This window comes from Streptomyces sp. 2-1, assembly GCF_048564895.1.
Classification (GTDB): Bacteria; Actinomycetota; Actinomycetes; order Streptomycetales; family Streptomycetaceae; genus Streptomyces; species Streptomyces phaeochromogenes.
Window position 1 is genome coordinate 2684016 of sequence record NZ_CP183383.1, and the last position, 25344, is coordinate 2709359.

Genomic DNA, 25344 nt, shown 5'->3' on the forward strand with positions numbered 1-25344 from the left:
CCACGGAGTCAGACATCCGCACACAGCTCCAGGTAGTAGCGGCGCCGCAGCGGGCTGAGCGCCAGGATCTCCGGCTCGCTCCAGCCGTACGCGGTGGCGAGCAGATGGACGTCGAGGAGCACGTCCCGTGCCCAGGCGTCCAGTTCGGTCCACAGGTAGGAGGCGATGTCGAGCTCGGCGCGGGTGGCCGCTCCGCACTCGGGGCAGTTGACGTTGAGCGTGACGTCGGCGCCCGGGTCGGCCTGCTGGGCCGCCTCGGCGAGCCGCCGCTGCACCGTCTCGGGCAGCGCGTCGGCGGGGACGTCCACCCCGTCGCGCACCGCCGAGACGACGCAGCGGGCGAGCAGCGCCCGCCGTGGATCCGGGTGCCGGGCGGCCGCCGTCAGGTCGGCGACACCCGGCACCCGGAACTCGATCTCCCAGCCGTCCTCGGCGACTTGCACCGAGGGCTCGGCGGGAGCGCCTGCCGACCGGGCCAACTCCCCGGCGTCCAGGTCGAATTCCATGTCCTCGCCGCAGGCCGAGCAGCCGAGGCGCACCTGCATCCGCTCGCCGAACAGGGCCCGGCGCAGCGCGAAAAGGTCCGCCTCCCGCTCGCCCACCGGCAACGCGGACAGCGTCTCGCCGCCGGTGCCGGGGCGTGCGGCGCGGTGCAGCAGCAGGGCGCGTCCGGACGGGGCCTGGGCAAGCCCGGTCTCCCAGGTGGTGAGTAGTTCAGCCGCCCGAGTGTTCGTCATGCCCGCCCCCCGTTCCGTACCCGCCCCGCCGCCCCCGCGGCCCATCTGTCAGTCAACTTGCCGCCGTTCAGGCGGGGTTGAGGAAGGAGGGCTCCTCCGGCTCGGGCACCTCGTAGTCCCGCTCCCAGCCCTCGCACTCCAGCTTCAGCGACTGGATGGCCACCGCGTTGGCGTTGGCGTCCAGCTCGCCGAGGACCTGGTACTCGCTCGGCCAGGTCCGGTAGAGCTTGTGCGAGACGGCGACCTGACCGGCCTCGTTGAGGACCTGGATGACGATGTCCTTGCGGAAGTCGGCGAGGGACACCTCGGAGCCGAGACCGGCCCCGACCTGCCAGACCTTGTTGGCCCAGCGGTCGAACTCGGGGTCGTGCGTGACCCCGCGCTCCAGGGTGATCCCCTCGAACTCCGAGCGCCCCGGCGACTTGCGCGGGGAGCTGGGGTCGCCGCCGTGCCGGTGCTTGACGACCTCGGTGGTCCGCTTCAGCGGACTGATCTTGCTGATGCCCGCGACCGTACGACCGTCCCACAGCACAAGGAACTTGAAGTTCTTGTACGGGTCGAAGCGCTGGGCGTTGACAGTGAACTCAGCCATCGGTTTCCTTCACGTTCTCCGTCGTCGAACTCAGAACTCGATCTCAGAACTCGAACTCGGAGTTCGAACTCAGAGCTCGAACTGCCCGGACGTCTGCTGGATCCTGACGATCACGAACTCGGCGGGCCTGACCGGCGCGATGCCGACCAGGACGTTCACGACGCCGTTCGCGATGTCCTCGTCCGTCGTGGTGTCGTGGTCGCACTTGACGAAGTACGCCTCGCGCGGCGTGCCGCCCTTGAAGGCACCCTGACGGAACAGCGTGTGCAGGTACGAGGAGGCGCCGAGGCGGATCTGCTGCCACAGGTTCTCGTCGTTGGGCTCGAACACGACCCACTGCAGGCCGCGTTGGAGGCTCTCCTCCACATGCAGCGCGAGCCGCCGCACGGGCACGTACTTCCACTCGCTGTCGAGCGCGTCGGAACCCTCAAGGGTGCGCGCGCCCCACACGAGCGGGCCCACCATCGGCATGGTGCGCAGGCAGTTGACGCCGAGCGGGTTGAGCAGTCCGGTCTCGCGGTCGGTGAGGTTGACCGTGAGGGAGTGCACGCCCGCGAGCCGCGCCTCGGTGCCGGCCGGGGCCTTCCATACCCCGCGCTCGGAGTCCGTGCGCGCGTAGACCCCGGCGACGGCGCCGGACGGCGGGAAGGAGCGCAGCCGCCCGGTGAGCGGGTCGGTGAGCTGGAGGTGCGGGAAGTACAGGCCCGCGTGGTTGCCGCGTACGGCGTCGAAGGCCGCGAGTCCGGCGCGGGCGGTGTCCACACTGACCCAGGTGCCGGGCGCGTCGACAAGGAGGAAGATCCGCCGCTCCTGGCAGAGCCGCTGGGCCGCCGATACGACCGTGATGGCGTCCTCGGTGGACTCGTACGCCGCGAGTTCGGGCAGGACGAGCAGGTTGACGTCCGCGACACCGCGCAGGGCCTGGATGCCGGTCTTGTCGGCCTCGCTGCCGATGAGGTCACGCGGTCCGGGCGCCTCGCCGTCCTCGCCGCCCTCCAGCGGGAAGACGGGCGGGTTGACGGAGGCCTCAAGGCCCAGGTCGTTGGCGCACTCGCCGACGAAGCGGACGACGTCCTCGGGGTCGGTGGAGCCCGCGACGACCAGGAGGCGCTTGCCGAAGGCGGTGACCTCGGCGCCCGCGAAGGCGTGCTTGCCGGGCGCGTCGGGCAGGGCCCGCAGCTTGCGTTCGAGCAGCAGCGCCAACTCGGCCACGTTGGACGGGACTTCGCCGTCGCAGTCCGGGTCGTACAGCGTGAACTCGCGCTCGACCTCACCGATCTTGACCGTCAAGTCGACGGCGAGGTCGGGCAGTTCATGGCCGAACGGCTTGGAGACGGTGCCGGACGGATCGGGGCGGCCCTCGCCCACGGCCTCGACGCGGATGAGCCGCGACCCCGCGTTGATCACGGTCGGCGCGTGCCGGCCGTGCGAGGCGTCCATGGAGAGACCGGTGAAGCTCTCGCGGGCCTCGCCCTTGGCGTCGTACACCCGCAGGTTGAACGTCTCGTCCGGGCAGGGCGTGTCGTAGTCGACGGCGACGCGCAGGCCGTTGCCCCATACGCCCGGTTCCTTGGCGTGCACTTCGAGGACCGCGGACTCGCTGTGGCCCTCGGTGGACTCCAGGGTGACGCAGGCGGCCTTGCCGCTGCCCGCCTTGGCGACGCGGACGATCACGGCGACCGTGCCACCGTTGCCGAAGAACTGGTGCACGGCGTAGCCGACGGCGCTCTGCGAGCTCAGGCCGCCGAAGCGGCGCTCGAACTCGGTGAAGCTCGTGACGCGCACCGGCTCGTTCAGCGGGCCGCGCCGGGTATGCCCCACGAAGGCGGTCACCGAGGTGGTGACGGTCGAGATGGTCCGGGCGCTGCTGGGAAGCTCTTCGACGTAGACGCCGGGATACGTCGGCCTGGCAGTGTTCACCGCGCTCATCGGCATTCCCCCTCCTAATCCGTTCTCGGGCACCGGGTGAAAGGCACCAAGAGGCGGCAGAGGGAGACGTCTCGTTCACGGCGCACGCGGAGGTCTCCGGACACGCGTGAGCGCACCGGACCGCGGCACCGCATCAGCTTTCCCCCGTCAGTGCCCCGGTCGGACGGCCGTCCGGGGTCAAGCAGCACGCTTGTGACTCCTGATGCTCAAGTGCTCAATCCACCGTGCTGTGTGGGCAGTTGCGTATGCAAGGCAGGTTCACGCCACGCCTGGAGGAGGTTCGATGAAGAGGACGGCGCACAGCTCGCACACGATGTACTCGTGTCGTGGCAGCTGATTCACGGATTCCCCACAGGCCGTGGTGCAGCAGAATGGAGCGCATGTCCCGACGCACCCCGCAATCCCGCAACCAGCGCCGATCCGCCCCCGCGCACAACCCCTCCTGCCCTTGCGGTCTTGCGGAGACGTACGAAAAGTGCTGTGGCCGATTTCATCGGGGTCAGGGCACGGCCCCCACCGCCGAGGCACTGATGCGCTCGCGCTACTGCGCATTCGTGAAGCGCGACGAGGCGTACCTGCTGCGCACCTGGCATCCGCGCACCCGCCCGGCCCGCGTCGAGTTCGATCCGGCCATGCGCTGGACCGGCCTGGAGATCCTCACCACGAGCGAGGGCACGGCCTTCCACACGACGGGAACGGTGACCTTCCGGGCGTCGTACGCAGGGGGCTCACTCCACGAGCGCAGCCGCTTCGAGCGGGTGGACGGGGCGTGGGTGTACGTGGACGGGGACATCAGCGAATAGCGCCCCGATAGGGGTGCGGGGCTGTACACACTTGCGGCTCCGCCGCGTGGGCGCGACCAGCCACAGCCCCGATAGGGGCGCGGGGAACTGCGCACCTAGCCCCGACGCACCCCGCAGCCGAACAACTCCCGGCCGAAGCCGAGAAGTTCAGGCCTCCGGGCTCAGAACGTCCAGCTCCTGAAGCGCACCCACCACGATCTCCCGCGTCAACTCCTCCGCACGGACCGCGTCACCCCCGCGAATCGCCTCCGCGACCTGAACGTGAAGCGTGACGGCCGCCGGGTCGGGGTCCTCGAACATGACCTGATGGTGGGTACGGCCGGCGAGAACCTCGGCGACCACGTCACCGAGCCGCGCGAACATCTCGTTGCCGGACGCGTTCAGCACGATCCGGTGGAAGGCCACGTCATGGACGAGGTACCCCTCCAGCTTGTGGCCGCGCGAGTTGGCCACCATGCCGAGGGCGCACTCGGTGAGCTCGGCGCACTGCTCGGCTGTGGCGTGCTTGGCGGCGAGCCCCGCGGCGACCGGCTCGACGGCACAGCGCAGCACGGTCAGCGAGCGCAGCTGGCGCGGCCGGTCGGCGCCCGCCAGTCGCCACCGGATGACCTGGGGATCGTAGACATTCCACTCGTTCGCGGGACGTACGGTGACGCCAACCCGGCGACGGGACTCGACGAGGTGCATCGACTCCAGGACCCGGACCGCCTCGCGCATCACGGAACGTGACACCTCGAAGCGCTGCGCCAGCTCGTCGGTGCGCAGCACGCTGCCCGGCGGGTACTCACCCGCGGTGATGGCGGGACCGAGGCTCTCCAGTACACGGCCGTGCAGCCCCCGGCCCGGTGTGCTCATGGGGTTCACCCTACGAGGCCGAAGGCGGGAACAAAAAGTCAGACTTATACGTCACAGACTCTTGAATTCATCTGACCTATGGGTTTCAGTGTCGTGACGGATGCGGCACCTGACGTACATCCGGCATCGAGATGTCGACACCGGGAAGCCGAATCCGGGTGTCGAAGAAGACAGCGAGGCAGTGATGAACACCCCCCACGTCGTCGTGGTCATGGGAGTGGCAGGCACGGGCAAGACCACCATCGGTCCCCTGCTCGCCCAGCGGCTCGGCGTTCCCTATGCCGAGGGCGACGACTTCCACCCCGAGGCCAACATCGCCAAGATGACGGCCGGGACACCGCTGACCGACGAGGACCGCTGGCCCTGGCTCGACGCCATCGGCGCCTGGGCGCACGGGCGGGCCGGCCTCGGCGGCGTGGTCAGCAGTTCCGCACTGAAGCGCAGCTACCGGGACCGGCTCAGGTCGGCCGCTCCCGGAGTCGTCTTCGTCCACCTCACGGGCGAGCGGCAGCTCATCGAGGACCGGATGTCGCACCGCCAGGGCCACTTCATGCCGACGGCGCTCCTGGACTCCCAGTTCGCCACCCTCCAGCCGCTCCAGGCGGACGAGACAGGTGTCGCCGTGGATGTCTCCGGCAGCCCCGAGGAGATCACCGACCGGGCCGTGACCGCGCTGAGCGGCCTCGACGGGTAACTCCCGCGGCCCGACGAGCAACACCCACGAACCCCCCGCCAAACCCCACCCCAACAGTCCTCCCCTCCCCCCAAGGAAAACCACCGTGACCAGACTCAGCGTCGAGATGCTGGCAGCGGACCCCGTCGAGCCGATCACCTCGGCGGGCCACGCTCAGCTGGGCATCGCCGTACTGGCGGGCATCGCCGTCATCGTCCTGCTCATCACCAAGTTCAGGCTCCACGCCTTCCTCGCCCTGACCATCGGGTCGCTGGCGCTCGGCGCCTTCGCCGGGGCGCCCCTCGACAAGGCGATCACCAGCTTCTCGGCCGGTCTCGGTTCGACCGTGGCCGGTGTGGGCGTCCTGATCGCGCTCGGCGCGATCCTCGGCAAGCTGCTCGCGGACTCCGGCGGCGCCGACCAGATCGTCGACACGATCCTCGCCAAGGCGGGCGGACGCTCGATGCCGTGGGCGATGGTCCTGATCGCCTCGGTGATCGGACTGCCGCTGTTCTTCGAGGTCGGCATCGTGCTGTTGATCCCGGTCGTCCTGATGGTCGCCAAGCGCGGCAACTACTCGCTGATGCGCATCGGCATCCCGGCGCTCGCGGGTCTGTCCGTGATGCACGGGCTGATCCCGCCGCACCCCGGCCCGCTGGTCGCGATCGACGCGGTCAAGGCGAACCTCGGTGTCACCCTCGCCCTCGGCATCCTGGTCGCCATCCCGACCGTGATCATCGCGGGCCCGGTGTTCTCCAAGTACGCGGCCCGCTGGGTGGACGTCCCGGCGCCGGAGAAGATGATCCCGCAGCGCGCCTCCGAGGACCTGGAGAAGCGCCCCGGCTTCGGCGTCACCATCGCCACCGTGATGCTGCCGGTCGTGCTGATGCTGGCCAAGGCACTCGTGGACATCGTCATCGACGACCCCGAGAACATGGTGCAGCGCGTCTTCGACGTGATCGGCTCGCCGCTGATCGCCCTGCTCGCGGCCGTGCTCGTCGCCATCTTCACCCTCGGCCGGGCGGCCGGGTTCACCAAGGACCGGATCTCCTCGACCGTCGAGAAGTCCCTCGGCCCGATCGCGGGCATCCTGCTGATCGTCGGCGCGGGCGGCGGCTTCAAGCAGACGCTGATCGACTCCGGCGTGGGCCAGATGATCCTGGACATATCCAAGGACTGGTCGATACCCGCGCTGCTGCTCGCCTGGCTGATCGCGGTCGCGATCCGGCTGGCGACCGGTTCCGCGACCGTCGCCACCATCTCGGCGGCCGGTCTCGTGGCCCCGCTCGCGGCCGACATGTCGACCGCGCACGCCTCGCTGCTGGTGCTGGCCATCGGCGCCGGTTCACTGTTCTTCTCCCATGTGAACGACGCCGGGTTCTGGCTGGTCAAGGAGTACTTCGGCCTCAGCGTCGGCCAGACCATCAAGACCTGGTCGGTCATGGAGACCATCATCTCGGTGGTCGCCGGCGGCCTGGTCCTCCTGCTGTCCCTAGTGATCTAGCTCGCAACCCGGGAGTAGTACGGCGATGACTCACCCTCTCTTCGACATCAGCGGCAGTACGGCCCTGGTCACCGGGTCCAGCCGGGGCATCGGCCTCGCGCTGGCCCGGGGCCTCGCCGAGGCGGGCTGCACGGTGGTCCTGAACGGCCGCGACACCGACCGGCTCACCAAGGCCGCCGCGGAGCTGCCCGGCGAGATCCACACGGCCGCTTTCGACGTGACCGACGGCCCGTCGGTGGCCGCCGGGATAGCGGACGTCGAGGAGCGGGTGGGCCCGCTGGACATCCTCGTCAACAACGCCGGGATGCAACTGCGGGCCCCGCTCCTGGAGTTCGCCGACGCCGACTGGCACCGCATCCTCGACACCAACCTCACCAGCGCCTTCCTCGTGGGCCGCGAGGCTGCCCGCGGCATGACCGCGCGCGGCCACGGCAAGATCGTCAACATCTGCTCGCTGCAGAGCGAGGTGGTACGGCCCGGGATCGCGCCGTACGCCGCCACCAAGGGCGCGCTGAAGATGCTGACCAAGGGCATGTGCGCCGACTGGGGACCGCAGGGCGTCCAGGTGAACGGCCTGGGCCCCGGCTACATCGAGACCGAACTGACCCAACCCCTCGTCGACGACCCGGAGTTCAGCGCCTGGGTCCGCCGCCGGACCCCGGCCGGCCGCTGGGGCCGTACGGAGGATCTGGTCGGCGGAGTCCTGTTCCTCGCCTCCCCGGCGGCGAACTTCGTCAGCGGACAGATCCTGTACGTCGACGGCGGCATGACCAGCGTTCTCTGAGTTCTCCGAACACGACCTCTCCGAACACGACCTCTCCCAACGTGAGCTCTCCGAAAGTCTGAAGTTCCCCGAAAGGGTGTGTGCTGATGCTCGGTTGTGTGATCCACGGCCAGGACGACCTGCGCGTGGACGAACTCCCGGTCCCCTCCCCCGGCCCCGGCGAGGCCCTCGTCGCCGTGCGCTACGGCGGAGTGTGCGGATCCGACCTCCACTACTGGCGGCACGGCGGGGTCGGCGACTTCCGCCTCCGCGAGCCGATGGTCCTCGGCCACGAGGTGGTCGGGGCGGTACTCGGCTACGGCGACGGCACGTCAGGCCCCGCCCCCGGTACGCCCGTTGCCGTGCACCCGGCCACGCCGTGCGGGGTGTGCCCCGAGTGCTCCGACGGCCGCCGGAACGTGTGCCGCGACACCCGCTACCTCGGCAGCGCGGCCCGTACGCCCCACGTCCAGGGCGGTTTCGCGGCCCAGGTCGTCGTCCCCGCCGAGCAGTTGCGTACGATCCCCGCCGGACTCCCCCTGCGCCGGGCAGCGTTGGCAGAGCCGCTCTCCGTGGCACTCCACGCGGTACGACGGGCCGGTGACGTGACCGGCAAGCACGTACTCGTCACCGGTGCCGGACCCATCGGCTGCCTGGTCGTCGCGGCGGCGAAGGCGGCGGGTGCCGCACGGGTCACGGTCACGGACCTGCTCCCGCGCGCCCTGGAGTACGCGGTGGCGGCAGGCGCGGACGATGCCCTGCGCGCGGACGACCCGTCCGCTCCCGCCTGGCCCTCCGAGGTGGACACGGCCATCGAGGCCTCGGGCGTCGCCGCGGGGCTCGACACCTGCCTCCGCCTCGTACGCCGCGGCGGGGTCGTGGTCCAGCTCGGCATGCTGCCTCCGGGCCAGTCCCCCTTCGCGGGCAACCTGGTCGTCAGCCGCGAGATCGAACTCCGAGGAGCCTTCCGCTTCGACGCGGAGTTCGACGACGCCCTCACGCTCCTCGCCCGAGAACCCCGCTTCGACAACCTGGTCAGCGCGGTGGTCCCCCTCGGCGAGGCGGAATCGGCCTTCACCTTGGCGGCAGACCGAGCGGAGTCCTGCAAGGTACTCCTGGACTTCGGAGAGACGGCGCCCGTCTAGAGGGGCGCGAGGAACTGCGCGACCAAGCCCCATCGGACCCGCACCTGCCGAACGACGATCACCAGGCCGCCCAACCGCCGGAGGCCTACGGTCGCCAGAGCGGGTGCTCCTCCTCCGCCCACTCCTTGCTGACCGACCCCGTCCGGAGCCCCCGCCGGGCCTCCGGACGGGCCATGGCCATCCCGATGTGACCCGCGAGAACAATGCCGATGGTCAGAGCAAGCCAGTCATGCACGAACGTCGCACTCGTGCGCCACACGAGCGGCGCGAGATGCGTGAACCACATCAACAACCCGGTCCCGACCATGACCAGAACGGCCCCGGCGATCCACGCCGCGTACACCTTCTGCCCGGCGTTGAACTTCCCGGCGGGCCGGGACTCGGGCCGGGCATCACGCCGAAGCGCCGCCCGCAGCCACACGCCATCGTGCGCCCCGAACCGGTTGAGCAACCGCAGATCCTTCCGGAAGGCCCGCGATACGAGCCCGGCCAGGACCGGCACCGGCAACAACAGCCCCGACCACTCGTGCACCCGTACGACCAGCTCGCGCCGCCCGACGAGTTCGGCGAGCTGCGGCAGGTAGAGACAGGCCGCGGTCCCCACGCACACGCCCATCAACACCGCCGTCACCCGGTGCACCCACCGCTCGGCGGGCGCGAACCGCGGCACCCGCACCGAACCGGCAAACCGCTCCCCGGAGTTCGCCGCCCGGTCGGGCACCCCCGGGGCGTCGGTCTCAGGTCGCGTCATCGTCCCGTCCGTTCGATCGGCCGACCCACGCGTCCACGTCGTACCCCCGGTCCTCCCAGTAGCCGGGACGGACGTCCGAGGTGAGGGTGATGCCGGAGAGCCACTTCGCGGACTTGTAGAAGTACATGGGAGCGACATAGAGCCGGACCGGACCACCGTGGGAGTGGTTGAGGTCCTTGTCCTGCATTCGTAGAGCCACGAGGACGTCGGCGCGGCGGGCCTGGGCCAGGGTCAGGCTCTCCGAGTACGCACCGTCGAAGCAGGTGAACCGCACGGCCCCGGCCGAGGACCGCACCCCCGCGGCATCCAGCAGCTGGGACAGTCGTACGCCTTCGAAGGGCGTGTCGGGCACTCTCCACCCGGTGACGCACTGGACGTCACGCACCATCCGGGTCTGCGGCAGGGCACGCAGATCGGCCAGCGTGTACGTGGCCGGGTGGTCGACCAGGCCGTCGATCTTGAGGCGGTAGTTGTCCTCGTTCTTGTGCGGGACGGACGAGGTGACCGAGTAGTAGCGGAAGCCGCCGCCGTTGGGGAGCAGGCCGGTCAGCCCGGTCGGGTCCTTGTCCGCGGCGCCGCCGAGGAAGGATTCCAGGCCTCTCTGGAGCGTGGGAGCGGTGGCCACGCCGAGTGCGCCGAGCCCGAGCATCCCGAGCATGAGCCGCCGCCCGACCGGAGTGCCGCTCTCCTCCGGGTCCGAAGCCATCGGTTGTTCCGTGTTCACCTTTTGATTCGAACACCCTTGGTCCCCGGAAGCCAGGGGCCAAGGATGTCCGTCAGAGTTCCGTAATCACTTCTTACGGCTTTCTCAGAAGCGCGGCACCCATGAGCCGAGCGCCGTGAGCGAGTGCCCAACGGGCAGGATGCCGGTGACCGACCCGCTCACGCGTCGTCCGCGGCCGCCTTCTCCAGCTGGAACGCCTCGTTGCCGAGCCCGATCCTGGCGTGCGCCTCGGGCTTGCGGGCCCGAAGGTAGAGGCCCTGAAGGATGCCCGCCACGGCGGCGAGCACGATGATGCCGGGCAGCACCCAGCTCAGCGAGGAGCCGGGGCCCGCGCCCACGAGGACGTCGAAGTCCTTGACGGTGTAGACGGCGATGACGAGCAGCGAGACACCGGCGATCACGGAGGCCACAAGGCGCCAGGCCTGGGCTCCCGCGGCGCCCCGGCGGGCGAAGAACACGACGACGGAGAGCGAGGCCGCGGCCATCAGCAGGATGACGCCGAGGGCGCCGACGTTGCCCATCCAGGTGAAGAGCTGCAGCACGGGCGCGGTCGGGTCGCCGGTCGGCTTGTCGTCGGAGACGGCGAACGCCCCGACGACCACCACGGCGATCACGGTCTGCAGCAGCGATCCGGTGCCGGGCGCGCCGCTCGCGCCCGTGGTCCGGCCGAAGACGGAGGGCAGCAGGCCCTCGCGGCCCATGGCGAAGGCGTACCGCGCGACGACGTTGTGGAAGCTGAGCATCGCCGCGAACATGCCGGTCACGAAGAGCACATGGAGCACATCGGTGAACGTCCCGCCGAGCCGTTCGTCGGTGAGGAAGAACAGCAGTCCGGCGCTCTGCTTCTGGGAGGTGCCCACGATCGCGGAGGGCCCCGCGGCGACGGTCAGCGCCCAGGAGCTGATCGCGAAGAAGACGGCGACGAAGCCGATGGCGAGGAACATCACGCGCGGGACCAGGATGTGCGGGCGGCTGGTCTCCTCCGCGTACACGGGGGCCTGCTCGAAGCCGAGGAACGCGGCGATGCAGAAGCACAGAGCGGTGCCGAGCCCGGCCCCGGTGAGCGTGTCGGGGTTGAAGGCGTGCAGCGACAGGCCCTCCTTGGCGGGGTCGGCGACGGCCGCGATGTCGAAGATGACGACGAGGGCGACCTCGATGACCAGGAGAACGCCGAGTACCCGCGCGTTCACGTCGATCTTCAGCCAGCCGAGCGCCCCGACGACGAGGGCGGCCACCAACGCCGGTATCCACCACGCGACTTCGACTTCGAGATAGGTGGCGAAGAGGCCGGACACCTCGAAGCCGAAGATGCCGTAGATGCCGATCTGCAGCGCGTTGTACGCGACGAGCGCGACCGCGGCGGCACCCGATCCGGCGGTGCCGCCGAGCCCTCGGGAGATGTACGCGTAGAAGGCGCCCGCGTTGTGGACGTGGCGGCTCATCTCGGCGTACCCGACGCTGAAGAGGACGAGCACGATGCCCAGAAGGACGAAGAGCAGCGGCTGGCCGACGATGCCCATCACCGCGAATGTGGTGGGCATGACACCCGCGACCACCATGAGCGGGGCGGTCGCCGCGAGAACGGAGAGCAGCAGGCCCCCCGTACCGAGCCGGTCGGAACGCAGGGCGCGGTCCTGACCCTTGAAGGTGCTGATGCCGCTGTCCGCGGCGGCCTGTCTGCTCGTGCTCGACGCACTTGAGGTTTGCGAACTGCCCGTCGTCATGGCGGGGTTGTCCTTTCGGATGCTTCGGACGCTTGGGTGGCTACGGTCTTCAGGAGCGTTTGTTCACACCGTGCCGAGCACGCTGTCGCGTGCGGCGCGGAAGGCTTTGTGCGGGTCGCGGTCGGGGTACGACCACGGCACGGGGGTGGCGTACGGCCCGATGCGATGGAAGAGGGCGGCTGCCTCGGCGCCCCGGCCCTCGCAGAACTTGGCGTGGGCAAGGAAGTTGAGGTCGATCTGGCTGCGCGGATGGTCGTCGCGCTCCCACTCCAGCCACCAGTCGAAGGCCGCCTTCATCACCTGGCGGGCCCGGCGCCCCACCCAGTGCCCGGAGGCCACGGGATCGGCGGGCTCGATGCCGGCGGCGGCGAGGACGCGATAGCGCTCGGCGTGCGCGATGACGGGAAGGACTGCCAACGGCGAGTCGGCGGGCGCCTGTTCGGCGGACCAGGTCGCGAAGTCGTAGACCTCGTGCAGCGGGTCCTGCCCGGCGTCAGGTCTTCGCTCGGCGAGCCGGGCCACCATCAGATGGTGGGCGTGGTGGTGGTCGGCGTACCGGTGCCGCACCTCGTCGAAGAGCTGGACCACCTCCTGCTCGCCGCCGAGCACACGCTCCAGCATCAGCAGCCCGAGCCAGGGCGTGGGGTCGGCGGGCAGCAGCCCGGCCGCGACACGACAGGCCTCGCGCGCCCGGGCGGGCTTGTCCTTGCCGTTCAGGGCGCGCTGCACGGTGGCGAGGGCGAGCAGCACGGAGGCATCGCCCGACTCGGGCTCGGCGACCAGCCAGTCACGGGCCCAGGCCTGGGTGCTGGACTCCTGCGCGAGGGTGGTGACGCGATGACCTCGGCGGTCCCAGTCGTCACCGGTCGCGACGAGCAGAGCGCGTACTGCTGTCCACCGGCCCTGGGCCAACGCGGCGCGGGCGGCGACGAGTTCGGCGTCGTCGAGCGCGGCGTCGAAGGCCTGGGCCGCACGCTTGCGACCGCGTCCCAGGGGTGGTGGGGGTGGAGACACCGCGGAACTTCCTCACACGACGCGGTAATTCGGTGGGCATTTTGTGCAACCGGTTGACATTTACCGGAGGTTAGATTCTGTCAGGGGCCAATTACGGACAGCCAACCCCCAGCCAATGGTTCTCGTCAAGCCCGGGCAGTGCTTTACACGCGTCAACGACCTGTCGGCGGCCCCCAGTTGAGGCCGCCGTCACCCCACCGTCAGCCGACGTCCTTCGCCGCGGCACGCCCCGCCGCACGCCCCGAAAAGAGACATCCGCCGAGGAACGTCCCTTCCAGGGACCGGTATCCGTGCACTCCGCCGCCGCCGAACCCGGCCGCCTCCCCCGCCGCGTACACCCCGGACAGCGGGTCACCGCCCTCGGTGAGGACCTGGGACGAGAGGTCGGTCTCCAGACCACCGAGCGTCTTGCGGGTCAGGATGTTGAGCCGTACGGCGATGAGCGGCCCGGCCTTGGGGTCGAGGATGCGGTGCGGGGTGGCCGTCCGGATCAGCTTGTCGCCGAGATAGGCGCGGGCCCCGCGAATGGCCGTGACCTGGAGATCCTTGGTGAACGGGTTGGCGATCTCCCGGTCCCGCGCGGTGATCTCGCGCCGCAGCTCACCCTCGTCGATGAGCGACTCCTTGGTGAGCGCGTTCATGCCCCGCACCAGCGCACCGAGATCCTTCTCCACCACGAAATCGACGCCCTTGTCCATGAACGCCTGCACCGGCGCCGGCACATCGGCCCGTGCCCGCTGGAACACGCCCTTGACGGACTTGCCCGTCAGATCGGGGTTCTGCTCGGATCCCGAGAGCGCGAACTCCTTGCCGATGATCTTCTGGTCGAGCACGAACCACGTGTAGTCGTACCCGGTCTTCATGATGTGTTCGAGCGTGCCGAGGGTGTCGAAGCCGGGGAAGAGCGGGACCGGCAGCCGCTTGCCCCGCGCGTCCAGCCACAGCGACGACGGCCCGGGCAGGATGCGGATGCCGTGCTTCTCCCAGATGGGGTTCCAGTTCTGGATGCCCTCGGTGTAGTGCCACATGCGGTCGCGGTTGATGAGACGCGCGCCCGCGCCCTCCGCGATGCCGAGCATCTCGCCGTCCACATGCGCGGGCACCCCGGAGATCATCCGCTCGGGCGGAGTACCGAGCCGCTCGGGCCAGTTGGCCCGCACGAGATCATGGTTGCCGCCGATGCCACCGGACGTGACGATCACGGCCTGAGCCCTGAATTCAAAAGCGCCGGAGACAGCGCGCCCACTGGCCTGGCCCCGCAGGATGTCCGACGGCTCCAGGACCTCCCCACTCACGGTGTCGACGGTACCCGCGCTCCGCGACAGCCCGGTGACCCGATGCCGGAACTTGAGCTGGACGAGCCCACGGGCAACCCCGGCCCGCACCCGCCGCTCGAAAGGCGCGACAAGACCGGGCCCGGTCCCCCAGGTGATATGGAACCGAGGCACGGAGTTCCCATGCCCATTGGCGTCGTATCCGCCCCGCTCGGCCCACCCCACCACCGGAAACCATCGAACGCCCTGCTTGTGCAGCCAGGACCGCTTCTCACCGGCCGCGAAGTCGACGTACGCCTCGGCCCACTTCCGGGGCCAGTGGTCCTCCTGGCGGTCGAAGCCCGCGGTGCCCATCCAGTCCTGGAGGGCCAGCGCGTGACTGTCCTTGATCCGCATCCGGCGCTGCTCGGGAGAGTCCACGAAGAAGAGCCCGCCGAACGACCAGTGCGCCTGGCCGCCGATCGACTGCTCCGGCTCCTGGTCGAGAAGGATCACCTTGCGCCCCGCGTCGACGAGCTCCGCGGTCGCCGCGAGCCCGGCGAGGCCCGCCCCGATCACGATCACATCTGCGTCGTACGCCATGAGCAGTGCCTCCTCGGCCTTGTTACTGGTCGGTCAGATCCTTGGGCAACGGAGTGACCCAGTCAACTGCCGGGTTCCACGGACTCGGGCTACAGTCGGTCGATACCCGCACCCCGCCCCGCCACCGTCCGAAATCCCCGAGGTACGCAGCGTGTCGGTTCTGGTTCTCCTCCTCTCCGTCGGCGCGGCCTGCTGTCTCGGATTCGGCTTCGTCCTCCAGCAGAACGCCGCCTCGCACGCTCCACTGGGCGACTTCCTCTCCCCCCGCCTGCTCCTCGACCTGGTGCGGGTGCCTCGCTGGCTGGGCGGCATCGGGCTGATGGTCGTGGGCATGGTGCTGGGCGCGATCGCCCTCTCGAACGGCGAGATCTCCCTGGTAGAACCCCTGCTCGCGACGAACCTGGTATTTGCACTCGTACTTTCTCGCCGCCAGACCCGGCAGCCGCTCGGCCGACAGGGCTGGGCCGGACTCCTCCTGCTGGCAGGCGGCGTGACGGCGTTCATCGTGGCCGGCCAGCCCCAGGGCGGCGACGCCCGCACGGACCCGTTCCGCCAGTGGCTGATCATCGGCGTAGTACTCGGCCTCGCCCTACTCCTCACCACCTACGCCAAGCGATCGTTGCTGAGCGCAGGCCCGGTACTGCTCGGTGCAGCAGCCGGACTCCTCTACGGAGTCCAGGACGCCCTCACCCGCGTGAGCGGCCAGCGCTTCTCCGACGGCGGCTGGATCGCGCTCGCCACGGGATGGCAGGTCTACGGGGTCGTGGCGCTCGGCATCACAGGCCTCGTACTGGTCCAGAGCGCGTTCGAGACGGCACCCCTGCGCATGTCACTGCCCGCACTCACCGCCGCACAGCCGCTCGCCGGTATCGCCTGTGGCGTGGGCTTCCTCGGGGACCGGCTCCGTACCGACGCCGGCGCTCTGACCTGGGAGGCCCTGGGCCTCGCCGGGATCGTGGTCGGCGTGGTGCTGCTGGGCATGCACCCCGCGATGCCGAGCGGCGCGGCACCCAAGGAACGGGTCCGGGTCCAGGTATGAGTTCGGCCGACGAGATCCTGGACATCGTCGACGAACACGACGAGGTGGTGGGACAGGCCAGACGCGGAGACGCATACGCACAGGGAATGCGACACCGCTGCACCTTCATCCAGGTCAGAGACACACAAGGCCGCCTCTTCATCCACCGGCGCACACCGACCAAGCTGGTGTTCCCCTCCCTGTACGACGTGTTCGTGGGCGGAGTCGTGGGCGCGGGCGAGACGTACGACGAAGCGGCACTCCGGGAGGCCGAGGAGGAACTAGGCGTCTCCGGGCTCCCCCACCCCACCTTCCTCTTCAAGTTCCTGTACGACGACGGGGCCGGGAAGTCCTGGTGGTCGGCGGTGTACGAGGTGCTCTGCGAACTGCCGGTCCACCCCCAGGTCGAAGAGGTCGCCTGGCACGGCTTCCTCCCGGAGACGGAGGTGCGGCGGCGCTTGACGGAGTGGGAGTGGGTCCCGGACGGCCTGGCGGCGTATTCGCGGCTGCGGGCTTTGCGGGAACGGGATTGAGTTTCGTCTGCGGGCCGTGGTGCGGGTCGCGCAGTTCCCCGCGCCCCTGGGTGGGAGAGGGCTGAGGTTGGCTGTTTCCGTCTGGCCGCAGCCGCCGACGCGACCGGGGCGGGGCCGTGCCGGTATGTCAACGTTCGCGACGTACAGCTCCCGCTGGAAACGGTCACCAATGAAACTCAGGGCCGTATGCCCAGCAGTCGCGAACGTGACATACCGGCACGGCCCCGCCCCACCCACCGACAACAGGCGACACCCCAGCCATGGGTAAGGTCCTACAGGTGATCGAATTCAGGCGGAACATCCAGTTGTGGTTCGCACCTGAGCGGATCAAGGAAGACGGCCGCACACCGGACTACCGCTTCTCCCTCGCGAACGAGCGGACGTTCCTGGCCTGGCTGCGAACCTCGCTCGCACTGATCGGCGGCGGCTTCGCCGTGGACCAGTTCCTTCCGGACCTGCGGTGGGCCTGGCGGGCCGGCCTGGCGCTCGGACTCCTGGGCGCCGGAGTGCTGTGCGCACTGCGAGCCGTGAACCACTGGGTGCGGTGCGAACAGGCGATGCGCAGGGGCGAGGACCTGCCGGTGTCACGATTTCCGGCACTGCTGAGCATCGGCGTGGCCATCGTCGCCGTCGCCATGGTCGTGGTCGTGCTGTTCGGATGGGAGGGGTGATGGAGCCCCACCAAAACACAGGGGACGACCGCGACCCCGGCCTGCAGCCGGAGCGCACGCGGCTGGCATGGCGGCGTACGACCCTGGCGGGAACGGTCGCGACCGTACTGGCCGTGAAGGCAGCACTGCACAACGGACCGAGCGCGACAGGCATCGCAACGGCCGCGCTCTGCTGCGCGCTCTGGCTGGGATTCCTCACCGTGGCACACCGAAGGATCCGCGTACTGGCCGAGGGCGGCGAGCCCAAGACGCTCAACCCAAGGCACGCCGGCACCGCCACTCTCTTCACGGTCGCCCTGGCGGCATGCGCGGTGGCCCTCGTCCTCTGACGCTCTGACGCGCCCCGCCCGCTCGCCCCTCCGAGGCATCCGAACAACACGCGCCCACGTTTGTGGGGATATGCGGCTTTCATGTGGCTAGCCTGACCGGCGTCACACTCCGCACACCCCCTCCGAAGGTGAGCACCATGACCACCCTCCACCAGGAACACACCACCCACGAGCACGCCCACGGCCCGGACTGCGGGCACACCGAGGTGCCGCACGGCGACCACGTCGACTACGCGCACGACGGGCACCTGCACCGGCAGCACTCGGGGCACTGGGACGAGTGCGAGCCGGGCGGACACGTCGCCCACGAGGGGCACAGCCACAAGCACGGCGCGGACTGCGGACACGCCGCCGTGACGCACGGCGACCACGTGGACTACGTTCATGACGGTCATCGCCACGCCCAGCACGACGGGCACTGGGACGACCACTAGGCGACCACCGGGCACGAAAAAGGAACCCCCCGAGTCGCCACCGACGACTCGGGGGGTTCTTCGCGACCGAGACGCCAATCACGTTTTGCCCCCGCACTGGACTGCATACCGACCGGTCGGCATCATGTGGGGAAGCCCAGTTTTCCGGCGTCCGGAGGAAACACGATGAGTTCAGACCACCCACCAGGTCTCGATCTCGACCGCCTGCGCGGCCTGCTCGACAGCGAGCGGCCCGGCCTGGTCGACGGCCCGTTGACCGGCCGGCTGATCGAGGGCGGACGGTCGAACCTCACGTACGCGGTGACGGACGGCACCTCGAAGTGGGTCGTACGCAGGCCCCCGCTGGGCCATGTCCTGGCGACGGCGCACGACATGAAGCGCGAGCACCGGGTGATCAGCGCACTGCACCCGACGGCCGTACCCGTACCGCGCACCCGCCTGCTGTGCGAGGACGTGGAGGTGCTCGGAGCACCGTTCTACGTAATGGACTTCGTGGAGGGCACGCCCTACCGGACCGCCGAACAACTGGCCCCGCTCGGCCCGGAGCGCACACGCGGCGCGGTACTCGGCCTGGTGGACACGCTGGTCGAGCTGCACGCGGTGGACCCGGCCGAGGCGGGCCTGGCCGACTTCGGCCGCCCCGAGGGCTTCCTGGACCGGCAACTGAGGCGCTGGGGCAAGCAGTTGGACGCCTCCCGCAACCGCGACCTGCCAGGGATCGACGAGCTGCACGCAGCGCTGGGCCGCGAGCTGCCGCACTCCCCCACGCCCACCGTCGTACACGGCGACTACCGCCTCGACAACGTGCTGATCGGCGAGGACGACGAGATCAAGGCGATCCTCGACTGGGAGATGTCCACGCTGGGCGATCCGCTCACGGACCTGGGGCTGCTGGTGATGTACAGCATCCCGCTGGGCATGCCCGATTCACCGGTCTCCACGACGGCCACGGCCGCCGGGCACCCGGAGCCGGCCGAGCTGATCGAGCGGTACGCCGCGCGCTCGGGGCGCGACGTGTCCGCCGTCGCCTGGTACACGGCGTTCGCGTGGTTCAAGCTCGCCGTGATCCTGGAGGGCATCCACTACCGCTACACACTCGGCCAGACCGTCGGCGCCGGCTTCGACCGCATCGGCGACCTGGTCCCCGTCTTCATCGAGCACGGCCTGACCACTCTTCAGGAAGGCTGACCGGCCATGGACTTCGCATTCGACGCACGCACCGAGGAGCTGCGCGCCAAGCTTCTCGCCTTCATGGACGAGTACGTCTATCCGGCGGAGGCGGTCGCTCACGAGCAGCGCGAGCAGTTGGCCTCGCCGTGGGACACCCCGGCCGTGGTGGAGGAGTTGAAGGCGGAGGCCCGCCGCCAGGGCCTGTGGAACCTCTTCCTCCCGGACTCCGAGTACGGGGCCGGGCTGACGAACCTCCAGTACGCACCGCTCGCCGAAATCACCGGCCGTTCCCCGCAGTTGGCGCCGACCGCACTGAACTGCGCGGCACCGGACACCGGCAACATGGAGGTGCTCGCGCAGTTCGGCGACGAGCAGCAGAAGAAGCAGTGGCTGGAGCCGCTGCTCGCCGGTGAGATCCGTTCGGCGTTCGCGATGACGGAGCCGGAGGTGGCCTCGTCCGACGCCACGAACATCACGACACTGATCGAGCGGGACGGCGACGAGTACGTCGTGTCCGGCCGCAAGTGGTACATCTCCGGGGCGATGAACCCGGACTGCAAGATCTTCATCGTGATGGGCAAGACGGATCCTGACGGGTCGGACATCCGCCGCCAGCAGTCGATGGTGCTGGTGCCGCGGGACACCCCGGGCGTCGAGATCAGGCGTGCCATGCAGGTCTACGGCTACGAGGACCACTCCCACGGCGGTCACGCCGAGGTCGTGTTCCACGGGGCACGCGTTCCGGCCTCGAACCTCATCGGTGAGGAGGGCGGCGGCTTCGCCATCGCGCAGGCGCGGCTGGGTCCGGGCCGGATCCACCACTGCATGCGGCTGATCGGGATGGCCGAGCGGGCGATCGAGCTGATGTGCTGGCGGGCGGTGTCCCGTACGGCGTTCGGCAAGTCGCTGGCCCAGCAGGGGGTCGTCCACAACTGGATCGCGGACGCGCGGGTGGCGGTCGAGCAGTTGCGGCTGCTCGTTCTCAAGACGGCCTGGATGATGGACACGGTCGGCAACAAGGGTGCTCACACCGAGATCCAGGCCATCAAGATCGCTACGCCTCGTACGGTGGTCGACATCATCGACAAGGCGGTCCAGCTGCACGGCGCGGGTGGCGTCAGCCAGGACTTCCCCCTCGCCGAACTCTGGGCCGGCGCGCGCACCTTGAAACTGGCCGACGGGCCGGACGAGGTCCACCAGAGGTCGCTGGCGCGCCGGGAACTGAAGCGGTACGCCTGACCCTCCAGCAGCGAGGACAAAGCCATTTCTCGCCCCCGCCGCCCCTACCCGTCCCGTCCTCTGGGGGCTGCCGCCCCCAGACCCCCGCTGATCGGCCTGAACGGCCTCGTCCTCAAACGCCGGACGGGCTGAAATGTCGGCCCTGGCCGACAAAATCCAGCCCCTCCGGCGTTTGAGGAGCGGGGGTTCGGGGGCGGAGCCCCTGAGTAAGTGACGGGAATGGGTAGGGGCGGCGGGGGCGAAAAAAGGGGCCGCCAATCCACCCCCGCCCTACGGCCTCAACGCCCGCAGCAGCAAGTCCGCCAAGTGGTCGGCGACCTCCGTCGGGGTCATCGAACCCTCCGGGCTGTACCACGTGGACAGGTGGTGGACGGAGCCGAAGTGGTAGTCCACGACCAGGTCGGCAGGGGTGGCGGTGGAGAAGACGCCCGCCTCCTGCCCCTCCTCGATCAGCGCGCGGAAGCGCTCGTGGTACCGCCGCCGCTCGGCCCGTACCTGCTTGTTCTTCTCGGGACTGAGGTGGTGCATGGAGCGAAAGAAGATCGCCGCGTCGTCAAGGTTGTCGATGGTCGTGACGACGACATCGGCGGCAGCGCCCCGCAACCGCTCCTCGACAGGCGCGTCCGCATCGGCGAAGGCGTCGAGCCGCTCCTGCTGAACCCGCAGCACACGCGCGTACACCTCGTGGAGCAGGTCGTCCTTGGAGCCGAAGTAGTGGTACAGCGCCCCCTTGGTGACACCGGCCGCCTCGACGATCTCCTGGACCGAGGTGCGGTCGTAGCCGCGCTCGGCGAAGAGCCGGGTGGCGGCTGCCAACAGCCGCCGCGGGACGGGCGTGCCGTCCCCGTCCGTCGTCCTGGGCACTGCCGCCACCTGCCTTCCAGTGTTCTATGTGGAGTTCTGTACGCGTGGTCCGCCGGCCGCCCACCGGACACCCGACGGCGGTCTAATGACCGTCCCGTGACCGGGAACGCAGCTCCCGACGGAGGATCTTCCCACTTGCCGTCTTCGGCAAGTCGGGCAGGATCTCGACCTGACGCGGGTATTTGTAGGCGGCCAGTCTCTCCTTGCAGTATGCGGCGAGTGCGGCGGGGTCCTCTTCGGCGCCCGGCCGGAGGCTGATGTACGCCTTGACGGTCTCGCCGCGGTAGCCGTCGGGCACCCCGACGACGGCCGCCTCGCGGACCGCGGGGTGGGTGTAGAGGACGTCCTCGACCTCGCGCGGCCACACCTTGAAGCCGGACGCGTTGATCATGTCCTTCTTGCGGTCGACCACGTAGAGCCAGCCGTCCGCGTCCATGAAGCCGATGTCGCCGGTGCGCAGTTCACCGTCGGGGAAGGTCTCGGCGGTGGCCTCGGGCCGGCGCCAGTAGCCGGGCACGACCTGCGGACCGCGTACGAGGATCTCGCCCTGCTCGCCGAAGGGGACCTCCGCGCCCTGGTCGTCGACGATCCGGACGACCGTGTCGGGGCCGGGCAGACCGACGGCCAGCGTCCCGGAGACGGGGTCGACGGGGGCCTCGCGGCCGGGCGGCACGGAGGCGCAGGGAGCGGTGCACTCGGTGAGTCCGTATCCATTGCGGATGTACGGCCCGAAGCCCGCCCGGAACTTCTCGACGAGCGCGGGCGGCACGGGCGCGCCGCCGGAGGAGATGTTCACGAAGGAGGAGAAGTGGTCCGGCGTGACGGACGGATGCGCGGCCAGGGCCATGAAGGCGGTCGAGGGGCCGACCGTGTAGTGGGGCCGGTGCTCGGCGAACGCGTCGAGGACGACCCCCGACTCGAAGCGGTACGCGAGGACGAGCGTGCCCGCGCTGTTGAGGCACGCGGCGAACTGGCAGACCATCCCGGTGATGTGGAACAGCGGCGCCATCGCGAAGTACACGGGCGCCTCGGGCAGCGCGAGGCCGGTCCGCTGCCGCTCGGCGTTGTACATGATGTTGCCGTGGGTGTTGGTGGCTCCCTTGGGGGCGCCGCTGGTGCCCGAGGTGTAGCTGATCAGCGCCACGTCCGAGGGGCCGAGGTCACGGCCGTCGGGGGCCTTGTGTCCGGCCCTCGCGACGGTCAGCAGGTCGTCGGCGTCCGGCGCCTGCGGCAGCCGCTCGAAGTTCAGCACGCGCGCGTCGCCCCGGGTCTGCAGATCCAGTTCGCAGCCGGTGAGTACGACGCGTACGGGCGAGTCGGCGGCCGTCTCGCGCAGGTACGACTCCCAGGCCCGGTCGGAGCAGATCAGCGCGGCGACCTCGCCGTCCCGCAGGACGTGGGTGACCTCGCCCGACTTGTACATGGGGTTGACGGGCAGGACGGTCGCGCCTGCCTTCCAGGCGCCGAGGACGGCGAGGACGAAGAGCGGGGAGTTCTGCAGCAGGACGGCGACGCGGTCGCCGCGCTCCAGGCCGCGGGCGGCGAGGTGTCCGGCGACGGAGTCGCTCAGCTCGTCGACCTCGCGGTAGGTGAGCCGTCCGTCGAAGTAGGCGAGGAAGGTGGTGTCGGGGGCCTCGGCGACGGCCCGGCGCAGGGCGTGCACGGGCGAGTCGACCGGGCTTACGGGCCCGCGCTGGGCGTCGTTCAGGAGCGCGATCCACGGCTGGGCCGCGTACAGGGAGGTGGTCACCGGCCGTCCGCCTCCCACTTCTGCTGGATGTGGTTCATGTTCGTCAGCCAGCGGTCGGGGTCGGTGGCCCGCGCCCGGTAGTAGTCGGCGACCTCGGGGTGCGGAAGGATCAGGAAGCGGTCCTCCTCGATCCCGGCGAAGAGGGCGTCGGCGACGTCCTCGGGCTCGATGGCGGTCGGCGCGAGGACGAGATCCCCGGCGCTGCCGGTGCTCGCGAGCATGTCGGTGCGGACACCCTGCGGACAGATCGCGTGGACCTTCAGACCGCGGTGGCGGTACGTGAGGGAGAGCCACTCGGCGAAGGCGTACGCACCGTGCTTGGTGACGCTGTACGGGGCCGCGCCGACCATCGTGAGCAGTCCCGCCGCGGAGACCGTGGAGACGAAACGGCCGCTGCCGCGCTCCAGCCAGCCGGGGATCAGCTGGTTGGCCGCACGGACGTGGGCCATCACGTTCACGTCCCAGGCGAGCTCCCAGACCTGTTCGGGAGCCGCCTCCGAGCCGCCGGAGCCGAGCCCGGCGTTGGCGCAGTAGACGTCGACCGTGCCCCCGAGGGCGTCCCGCGCCTCGGCCACGATCGCTGAGGCGTCGCCCGGAACGGCGATCGCCCCTATCTCCTCGGCAACGGCCTTCGCCTTCGCGGCATCCAGATCATTGACGACGACCCGGGCCCCTTCGGCGGCGAACCGCCGCGCCAACGCGGCTCCGATGCCCCCTCCAGCTCCGGTGACAACCACTCCGGCACCCTGCACGGCTTCCACCTTCGGTCTCCTTCGACACGACGAGATGAGGCTCTGCTCGACCATCAGACTAACCGGTCGGTATGGACCCCGTAAGGGGCGCGGGGCTGCGTCAATGTGCGGCTCCGCCGCGCGGGCGCGACAAGCCACAATGCACCCGCAGCTTACGAACGACCGGCGGAGCCCTTAGCGTGCTCCTGCCAGCCTTCCGCGTCAGCAACGGAGGTCACACATGCGCCGCCTCTCCAGACGGAGTCTCCTCGCCGCCACCACCGCCGCGGCGGCGTTCTCGGCGAATCCGCCCGCCACAGCCGCAGCGACAGCCGCCCAGGAACCACAGGAGCAAAGGGGCGCCCGCCGCCTGCGCACCGGCTTCGAACGCCTCGCCGCGGACGGCTACACCCTCCTCGACGGCGAACGCGTGGGAATCGTCACCAACCCGACCGGCATCACCCGCGACGTCCGCCACATCGTCGACGTGATGCACGCGGACGACCGGGTGAACCTGGTGGCCGTCTTCGGCCCCGAGCACGGCTTCCGGGGCACCGCCCAGGCCGGCGGCTCCGAGGGCCGCTACGACGACCCGGCGACCGGCCTCCCGGTCTACGACACGTATCTGAAGAGCGGGCAGCCGCTGGCCGACATCTTCACGGCCTCCGGCGTGGACACCGTCGTCTTCGACATCCAGGACGCGGGCGCCCGCTTCTACACGTACATCTGGACGCTGTACGACTGCATGGAGGCGGCCCGGCTCGCCGGGAAGCGGTTCGTGGTGCTCGACCGGCCGAACCCGGTGACCGGCCGGAGCGCCCAGGGCCCCGTGCTGCACAAGGAGTTCGCGACCTTCGTGGGCCGGGAGCCGATCTCCCAGGCGCACGGAATGACGGTGGCGGAGCTGGCGCGGCTCTTCAACAAGGAGTTCCTCGCGGCGCCGGTGCCGCTGGACACCGTGCTGATGTCGGGCTGGAAGCGGTCGGACTTCTACGACGCCTCCGGGCTCCCCTGGGTGCCGCCGAGCCCCAACATGCCGACGCCGGACACCGCGCTCGTGTACTCGGGGACGTGTCTCTTCGAGGGGACGAACCTGTCGGAGGGGCGCGGCACGACCCGCCCGTTCGAGCTGCTCGGCGCGGAGGGCATCGACCGGCGGTGGGCCGCGGAGGCAGAGCAACTGGGGCTGCCCGGTGTGCACTTCAGGGAGGCGTACTTCGCGCCCACCTTCTCGAAGTTCCAGGGCAGGACCGTCGGGGGCGTACAGCTCCATGTCCACGACCGGGCCGCGTACGACCCCGTACGCACCGGGATCGCGCTGCTGGTGACCGCCAAGAAGGTGTGGAGCGGCTTCGCCTGGCGCCCCGACAACTGGATCGACAAGCTGACGGGGTCCACGCAGGTCCGCACGATGATCGACGCGGGCGCGGATGCCGACGAGGTCGTGGCGGCCTGGCAGGGCGAGCTGGCGGCGTTCCGCCGGATGCGCGGGAAGTACCTCCTCTATCGCTGAGATATCGCTGAGACATGAGTTC

General features: G+C 69.9%; 25 protein-coding genes. 13 read left to right on the forward strand and 12 right to left on the reverse strand.

Going from position 1 to position 25344, the window contains the following annotated elements; translation table 11 throughout:
- Nucleotides 1–8 precede the first annotated feature (8 nt).
- The 3 genes from ACN20J_RS11755 to ACN20J_RS11765 all read right to left on the reverse strand — a co-directional run bounded on the left by ACN20J_RS11755 (nucleotide 9) and on the right by ACN20J_RS11765 (nucleotide 3264).
- A complete protein-coding gene (locus ACN20J_RS11755) occupies nucleotides 9–737 on the reverse strand; it encodes a hypothetical protein (protein ID WP_419665855.1) in 729 nt (242 codons plus the stop codon).
- A 67-nt stretch (nucleotides 738–804) separates the two neighbouring features.
- On the reverse strand, nucleotides 805–1329 hold the full coding sequence (locus ACN20J_RS11760) for a phage tail protein (RefSeq protein WP_055614510.1): 525 nt from the start codon (nucleotides 1327–1329) through the stop codon (nucleotides 805–807).
- A gap of 69 nt (nucleotides 1330–1398) precedes the next feature.
- Complete coding sequence (locus ACN20J_RS11765) at nucleotides 1399–3264, reverse strand: phage tail sheath family protein (protein ID WP_419665856.1); 1866 nt, start codon at nucleotides 3262–3264, stop codon at nucleotides 1399–1401.
- A gap of 374 nt (nucleotides 3265–3638) precedes the next feature.
- Between ACN20J_RS11765 and ACN20J_RS11770 the strand changes: the two genes are divergently transcribed.
- Entirely contained in the window at nucleotides 3639–4061 is a 423-nt protein-coding gene (locus tag ACN20J_RS11770; protein WP_361909070.1) for a YchJ family protein, read from the forward strand.
- A 147-nt stretch (nucleotides 4062–4208) separates the two neighbouring features.
- Here the strand turns inward: ACN20J_RS11770 and ACN20J_RS11775 are convergent, their stop codons facing one another.
- Nucleotides 4209–4916, reverse strand: a complete 708-nt coding sequence (locus ACN20J_RS11775; protein ID WP_055614507.1) for a FadR/GntR family transcriptional regulator — start codon at nucleotides 4914–4916, stop codon at nucleotides 4209–4211.
- Nucleotides 4917–5100: 184 nt separating this feature from the next.
- Here ACN20J_RS11775 and ACN20J_RS11780 point away from each other — a divergent pair, with 184 nt between their 5' ends.
- The 4 genes from ACN20J_RS11780 (at nucleotide 5101) to ACN20J_RS11795 (ending at nucleotide 9001) form a co-directional block, all read left to right on the forward strand.
- A complete protein-coding gene (locus ACN20J_RS11780; RefSeq protein ID WP_189840078.1) occupies nucleotides 5101–5610 on the forward strand; it encodes a gluconokinase in 510 nt (169 codons plus the stop codon).
- 85 nt (nucleotides 5611–5695) lie between these two features.
- A complete protein-coding gene (locus ACN20J_RS11785) occupies nucleotides 5696–7093 on the forward strand; it encodes a gluconate:H+ symporter (protein ID WP_362309211.1) in 1398 nt (465 codons plus the stop codon).
- A gap of 25 nt (nucleotides 7094–7118) precedes the next feature.
- Nucleotides 7119–7877, forward strand: a complete 759-nt coding sequence (locus tag ACN20J_RS11790) for an SDR family oxidoreductase (RefSeq protein WP_190229408.1) — start codon at nucleotides 7119–7121, stop codon at nucleotides 7875–7877.
- Between the two features lie 86 nt (nucleotides 7878–7963).
- Nucleotides 7964–9001 (forward strand): L-idonate 5-dehydrogenase, encoded by a 1038-nt coding sequence (locus tag ACN20J_RS11795; RefSeq protein ID WP_419665857.1) that lies wholly within the window; start codon nucleotides 7964–7966, stop codon nucleotides 8999–9001.
- 85 nt (nucleotides 9002–9086) lie between these two features.
- On the opposite strand, the gene ACN20J_RS11800 is transcribed toward ACN20J_RS11795, so the two are convergent.
- From ACN20J_RS11800 to ACN20J_RS11820, 5 genes are all read right to left on the reverse strand, one after another.
- The gene (locus ACN20J_RS11800; protein ID WP_189840082.1) at nucleotides 9087–9752 is read right to left on the reverse strand and encodes a cytochrome b/b6 domain-containing protein; all 666 of its coding nucleotides are present in this window, start codon (nucleotides 9750–9752) and stop codon (nucleotides 9087–9089) included.
- Nucleotides 9739–10458 carry a molybdopterin-dependent oxidoreductase gene (locus ACN20J_RS11805; RefSeq protein WP_189840083.1) on the reverse strand — a complete coding sequence of 240 codons (720 nt, stop codon included), beginning with the start codon at nucleotides 10456–10458 and terminating at the stop codon, nucleotides 9739–9741. The genes ACN20J_RS11800 and ACN20J_RS11805 overlap by 14 nt, the downstream gene beginning before the upstream one ends.
- Before the next feature lie 176 nt (nucleotides 10459–10634).
- On the reverse strand, nucleotides 10635–12200 hold the full coding sequence (locus ACN20J_RS11810; protein ID WP_419665858.1) for an APC family permease: 1566 nt from the start codon (nucleotides 12198–12200) through the stop codon (nucleotides 10635–10637).
- A gap of 63 nt (nucleotides 12201–12263) precedes the next feature.
- Nucleotides 12264–13214 carry a hypothetical protein gene (locus ACN20J_RS11815; protein WP_189840085.1) on the reverse strand — a complete coding sequence of 317 codons (951 nt, stop codon included), beginning with the start codon at nucleotides 13212–13214 and terminating at the stop codon, nucleotides 12264–12266.
- Nucleotides 13215–13414: 200 nt separating this feature from the next.
- Nucleotides 13415–15070 (reverse strand): FAD-binding dehydrogenase, encoded by a 1656-nt coding sequence (locus ACN20J_RS11820; protein WP_361909064.1) that lies wholly within the window; start codon nucleotides 15068–15070, stop codon nucleotides 13415–13417.
- 151 nt (nucleotides 15071–15221) lie between these two features.
- On the opposite strand from ACN20J_RS11820, the gene ACN20J_RS11825 reads away from it, so the two are divergent.
- The 7 genes from ACN20J_RS11825 (at nucleotide 15222) to ACN20J_RS11855 (ending at nucleotide 20464) form a co-directional block, all read left to right on the forward strand.
- Nucleotides 15222–16109, forward strand: coding sequence for a DMT family transporter (locus ACN20J_RS11825; protein WP_328846617.1), 888 nt, complete (start codon nucleotides 15222–15224; stop codon nucleotides 16107–16109).
- Nucleotides 16106–16621: an NUDIX domain-containing protein gene (locus ACN20J_RS11830; RefSeq protein ID WP_362001302.1), complete on the forward strand. Its 516-nt coding sequence runs from the start codon at nucleotides 16106–16108 to the stop codon at nucleotides 16619–16621. The genes ACN20J_RS11825 and ACN20J_RS11830 overlap by 4 nt, the downstream gene beginning before the upstream one ends.
- A gap of 278 nt (nucleotides 16622–16899) precedes the next feature.
- Nucleotides 16900–17292 carry a YidH family protein gene (locus ACN20J_RS11835; protein WP_055616239.1) on the forward strand — a complete coding sequence of 131 codons (393 nt, stop codon included), beginning with the start codon at nucleotides 16900–16902 and terminating at the stop codon, nucleotides 17290–17292.
- Complete coding sequence (locus ACN20J_RS11840) at nucleotides 17292–17621, forward strand: DUF202 domain-containing protein (RefSeq protein ID WP_189840090.1); 330 nt, start codon at nucleotides 17292–17294, stop codon at nucleotides 17619–17621. The genes ACN20J_RS11835 and ACN20J_RS11840 overlap by 1 nt, the downstream gene beginning before the upstream one ends.
- A 137-nt stretch (nucleotides 17622–17758) precedes the next feature.
- A complete protein-coding gene (locus ACN20J_RS11845; RefSeq protein WP_189840091.1) occupies nucleotides 17759–18055 on the forward strand; it encodes a hypothetical protein in 297 nt (98 codons plus the stop codon).
- 165 nt (nucleotides 18056–18220) lie between these two features.
- On the forward strand, nucleotides 18221–19243 hold the full coding sequence (locus ACN20J_RS11850) for a phosphotransferase family protein (RefSeq protein WP_419665859.1): 1023 nt from the start codon (nucleotides 18221–18223) through the stop codon (nucleotides 19241–19243).
- Nucleotides 19244–19249: 6 nt separating this feature from the next.
- Nucleotides 19250–20464, forward strand: a complete 1215-nt coding sequence (locus ACN20J_RS11855) for an acyl-CoA dehydrogenase family protein (protein ID WP_419665860.1) — start codon at nucleotides 19250–19252, stop codon at nucleotides 20462–20464.
- A 270-nt stretch (nucleotides 20465–20734) separates the two neighbouring features.
- On the opposite strand, the gene ACN20J_RS11860 is transcribed toward ACN20J_RS11855, so the two are convergent.
- From ACN20J_RS11860 to ACN20J_RS11870, 3 genes are all read right to left on the reverse strand, one after another.
- The gene (locus ACN20J_RS11860) at nucleotides 20735–21328 is read right to left on the reverse strand and encodes a TetR/AcrR family transcriptional regulator (protein WP_189840098.1); all 594 of its coding nucleotides are present in this window, start codon (nucleotides 21326–21328) and stop codon (nucleotides 20735–20737) included.
- Nucleotides 21329–21410: 82 nt separating this feature from the next.
- Nucleotides 21411–23078, reverse strand: a complete 1668-nt coding sequence (locus ACN20J_RS11865; protein WP_419665861.1) for a class I adenylate-forming enzyme family protein — start codon at nucleotides 23076–23078, stop codon at nucleotides 21411–21413.
- Nucleotides 23075–23884 carry an SDR family oxidoreductase gene (locus tag ACN20J_RS11870; RefSeq protein WP_419665862.1) on the reverse strand — a complete coding sequence of 270 codons (810 nt, stop codon included), beginning with the start codon at nucleotides 23882–23884 and terminating at the stop codon, nucleotides 23075–23077. The genes ACN20J_RS11865 and ACN20J_RS11870 overlap by 4 nt, the downstream gene beginning before the upstream one ends.
- Nucleotides 23885–24050: 166 nt before the next feature.
- Here ACN20J_RS11870 and ACN20J_RS11875 point away from each other — a divergent pair, with 166 nt between their 5' ends.
- Nucleotides 24051–25322, forward strand: coding sequence for an exo-beta-N-acetylmuramidase NamZ domain-containing protein (locus tag ACN20J_RS11875; protein ID WP_419665863.1), 1272 nt, complete (start codon nucleotides 24051–24053; stop codon nucleotides 25320–25322).
- Nucleotides 25323–25344: the final 22 nt, after the last annotated feature.

Coding starts and splice junctions, on each gene's coding strand:
- ACN20J_RS11755 (WP_419665855.1), bottom strand. CDS start 737: ATGACGAACACTCGGGCGGCTGAACTACTCACCACCTGGGAGACCGGG.
- ACN20J_RS11760 (WP_055614510.1), bottom strand. CDS start 1,329: ATGGCTGAGTTCACTGTCAACGCCCAGCGCTTCGACCCGTACAAGAAC.
- ACN20J_RS11765 (WP_419665856.1), bottom strand. CDS start 3,264: ATGCCGATGAGCGCGGTGAACACTGCCAGGCCGACGTATCCCGGCGTC.
- ACN20J_RS11770 (WP_361909070.1), top strand. CDS start 3,639: ATGTCCCGACGCACCCCGCAATCCCGCAACCAGCGCCGATCCGCCCCC.
- ACN20J_RS11775 (WP_055614507.1), bottom strand. CDS start 4,916: ATGAGCACACCGGGCCGGGGGCTGCACGGCCGTGTACTGGAGAGCCTC.
- ACN20J_RS11780 (WP_189840078.1), top strand. CDS start 5,101: ATGAACACCCCCCACGTCGTCGTGGTCATGGGAGTGGCAGGCACGGGC.
- ACN20J_RS11790 (WP_190229408.1), top strand. CDS start 7,119: ATGACTCACCCTCTCTTCGACATCAGCGGCAGTACGGCCCTGGTCACC.
- ACN20J_RS11795 (WP_419665857.1), top strand. CDS start 7,964: ATGCTCGGTTGTGTGATCCACGGCCAGGACGACCTGCGCGTGGACGAA.
- ACN20J_RS11800 (WP_189840082.1), bottom strand. CDS start 9,752: ATGACGCGACCTGAGACCGACGCCCCGGGGGTGCCCGACCGGGCGGCG.
- ACN20J_RS11805 (WP_189840083.1), bottom strand. CDS start 10,458: ATGGCTTCGGACCCGGAGGAGAGCGGCACTCCGGTCGGGCGGCGGCTC.
- ACN20J_RS11810 (WP_419665858.1), bottom strand. CDS start 12,200: ATGACGACGGGCAGTTCGCAAACCTCAAGTGCGTCGAGCACGAGCAGA.
- ACN20J_RS11820 (WP_361909064.1), bottom strand. CDS start 15,070: ATGGCGTACGACGCAGATGTGATCGTGATCGGGGCGGGCCTCGCCGGG.
- ACN20J_RS11830 (WP_362001302.1), top strand. CDS start 16,106: ATGAGTTCGGCCGACGAGATCCTGGACATCGTCGACGAACACGACGAG.
- ACN20J_RS11840 (WP_189840090.1), top strand. CDS start 17,292: ATGGAGCCCCACCAAAACACAGGGGACGACCGCGACCCCGGCCTGCAG.
- ACN20J_RS11845 (WP_189840091.1), top strand. CDS start 17,759: ATGACCACCCTCCACCAGGAACACACCACCCACGAGCACGCCCACGGC.
- ACN20J_RS11850 (WP_419665859.1), top strand. CDS start 18,221: ATGAGTTCAGACCACCCACCAGGTCTCGATCTCGACCGCCTGCGCGGC.
- ACN20J_RS11855 (WP_419665860.1), top strand. CDS start 19,250: ATGGACTTCGCATTCGACGCACGCACCGAGGAGCTGCGCGCCAAGCTT.
- ACN20J_RS11870 (WP_419665862.1), bottom strand. CDS start 23,884: ATGGTCGAGCAGAGCCTCATCTCGTCGTGTCGAAGGAGACCGAAGGTG.
- ACN20J_RS11875 (WP_419665863.1), top strand. CDS start 24,051: ATGCGCCGCCTCTCCAGACGGAGTCTCCTCGCCGCCACCACCGCCGCG.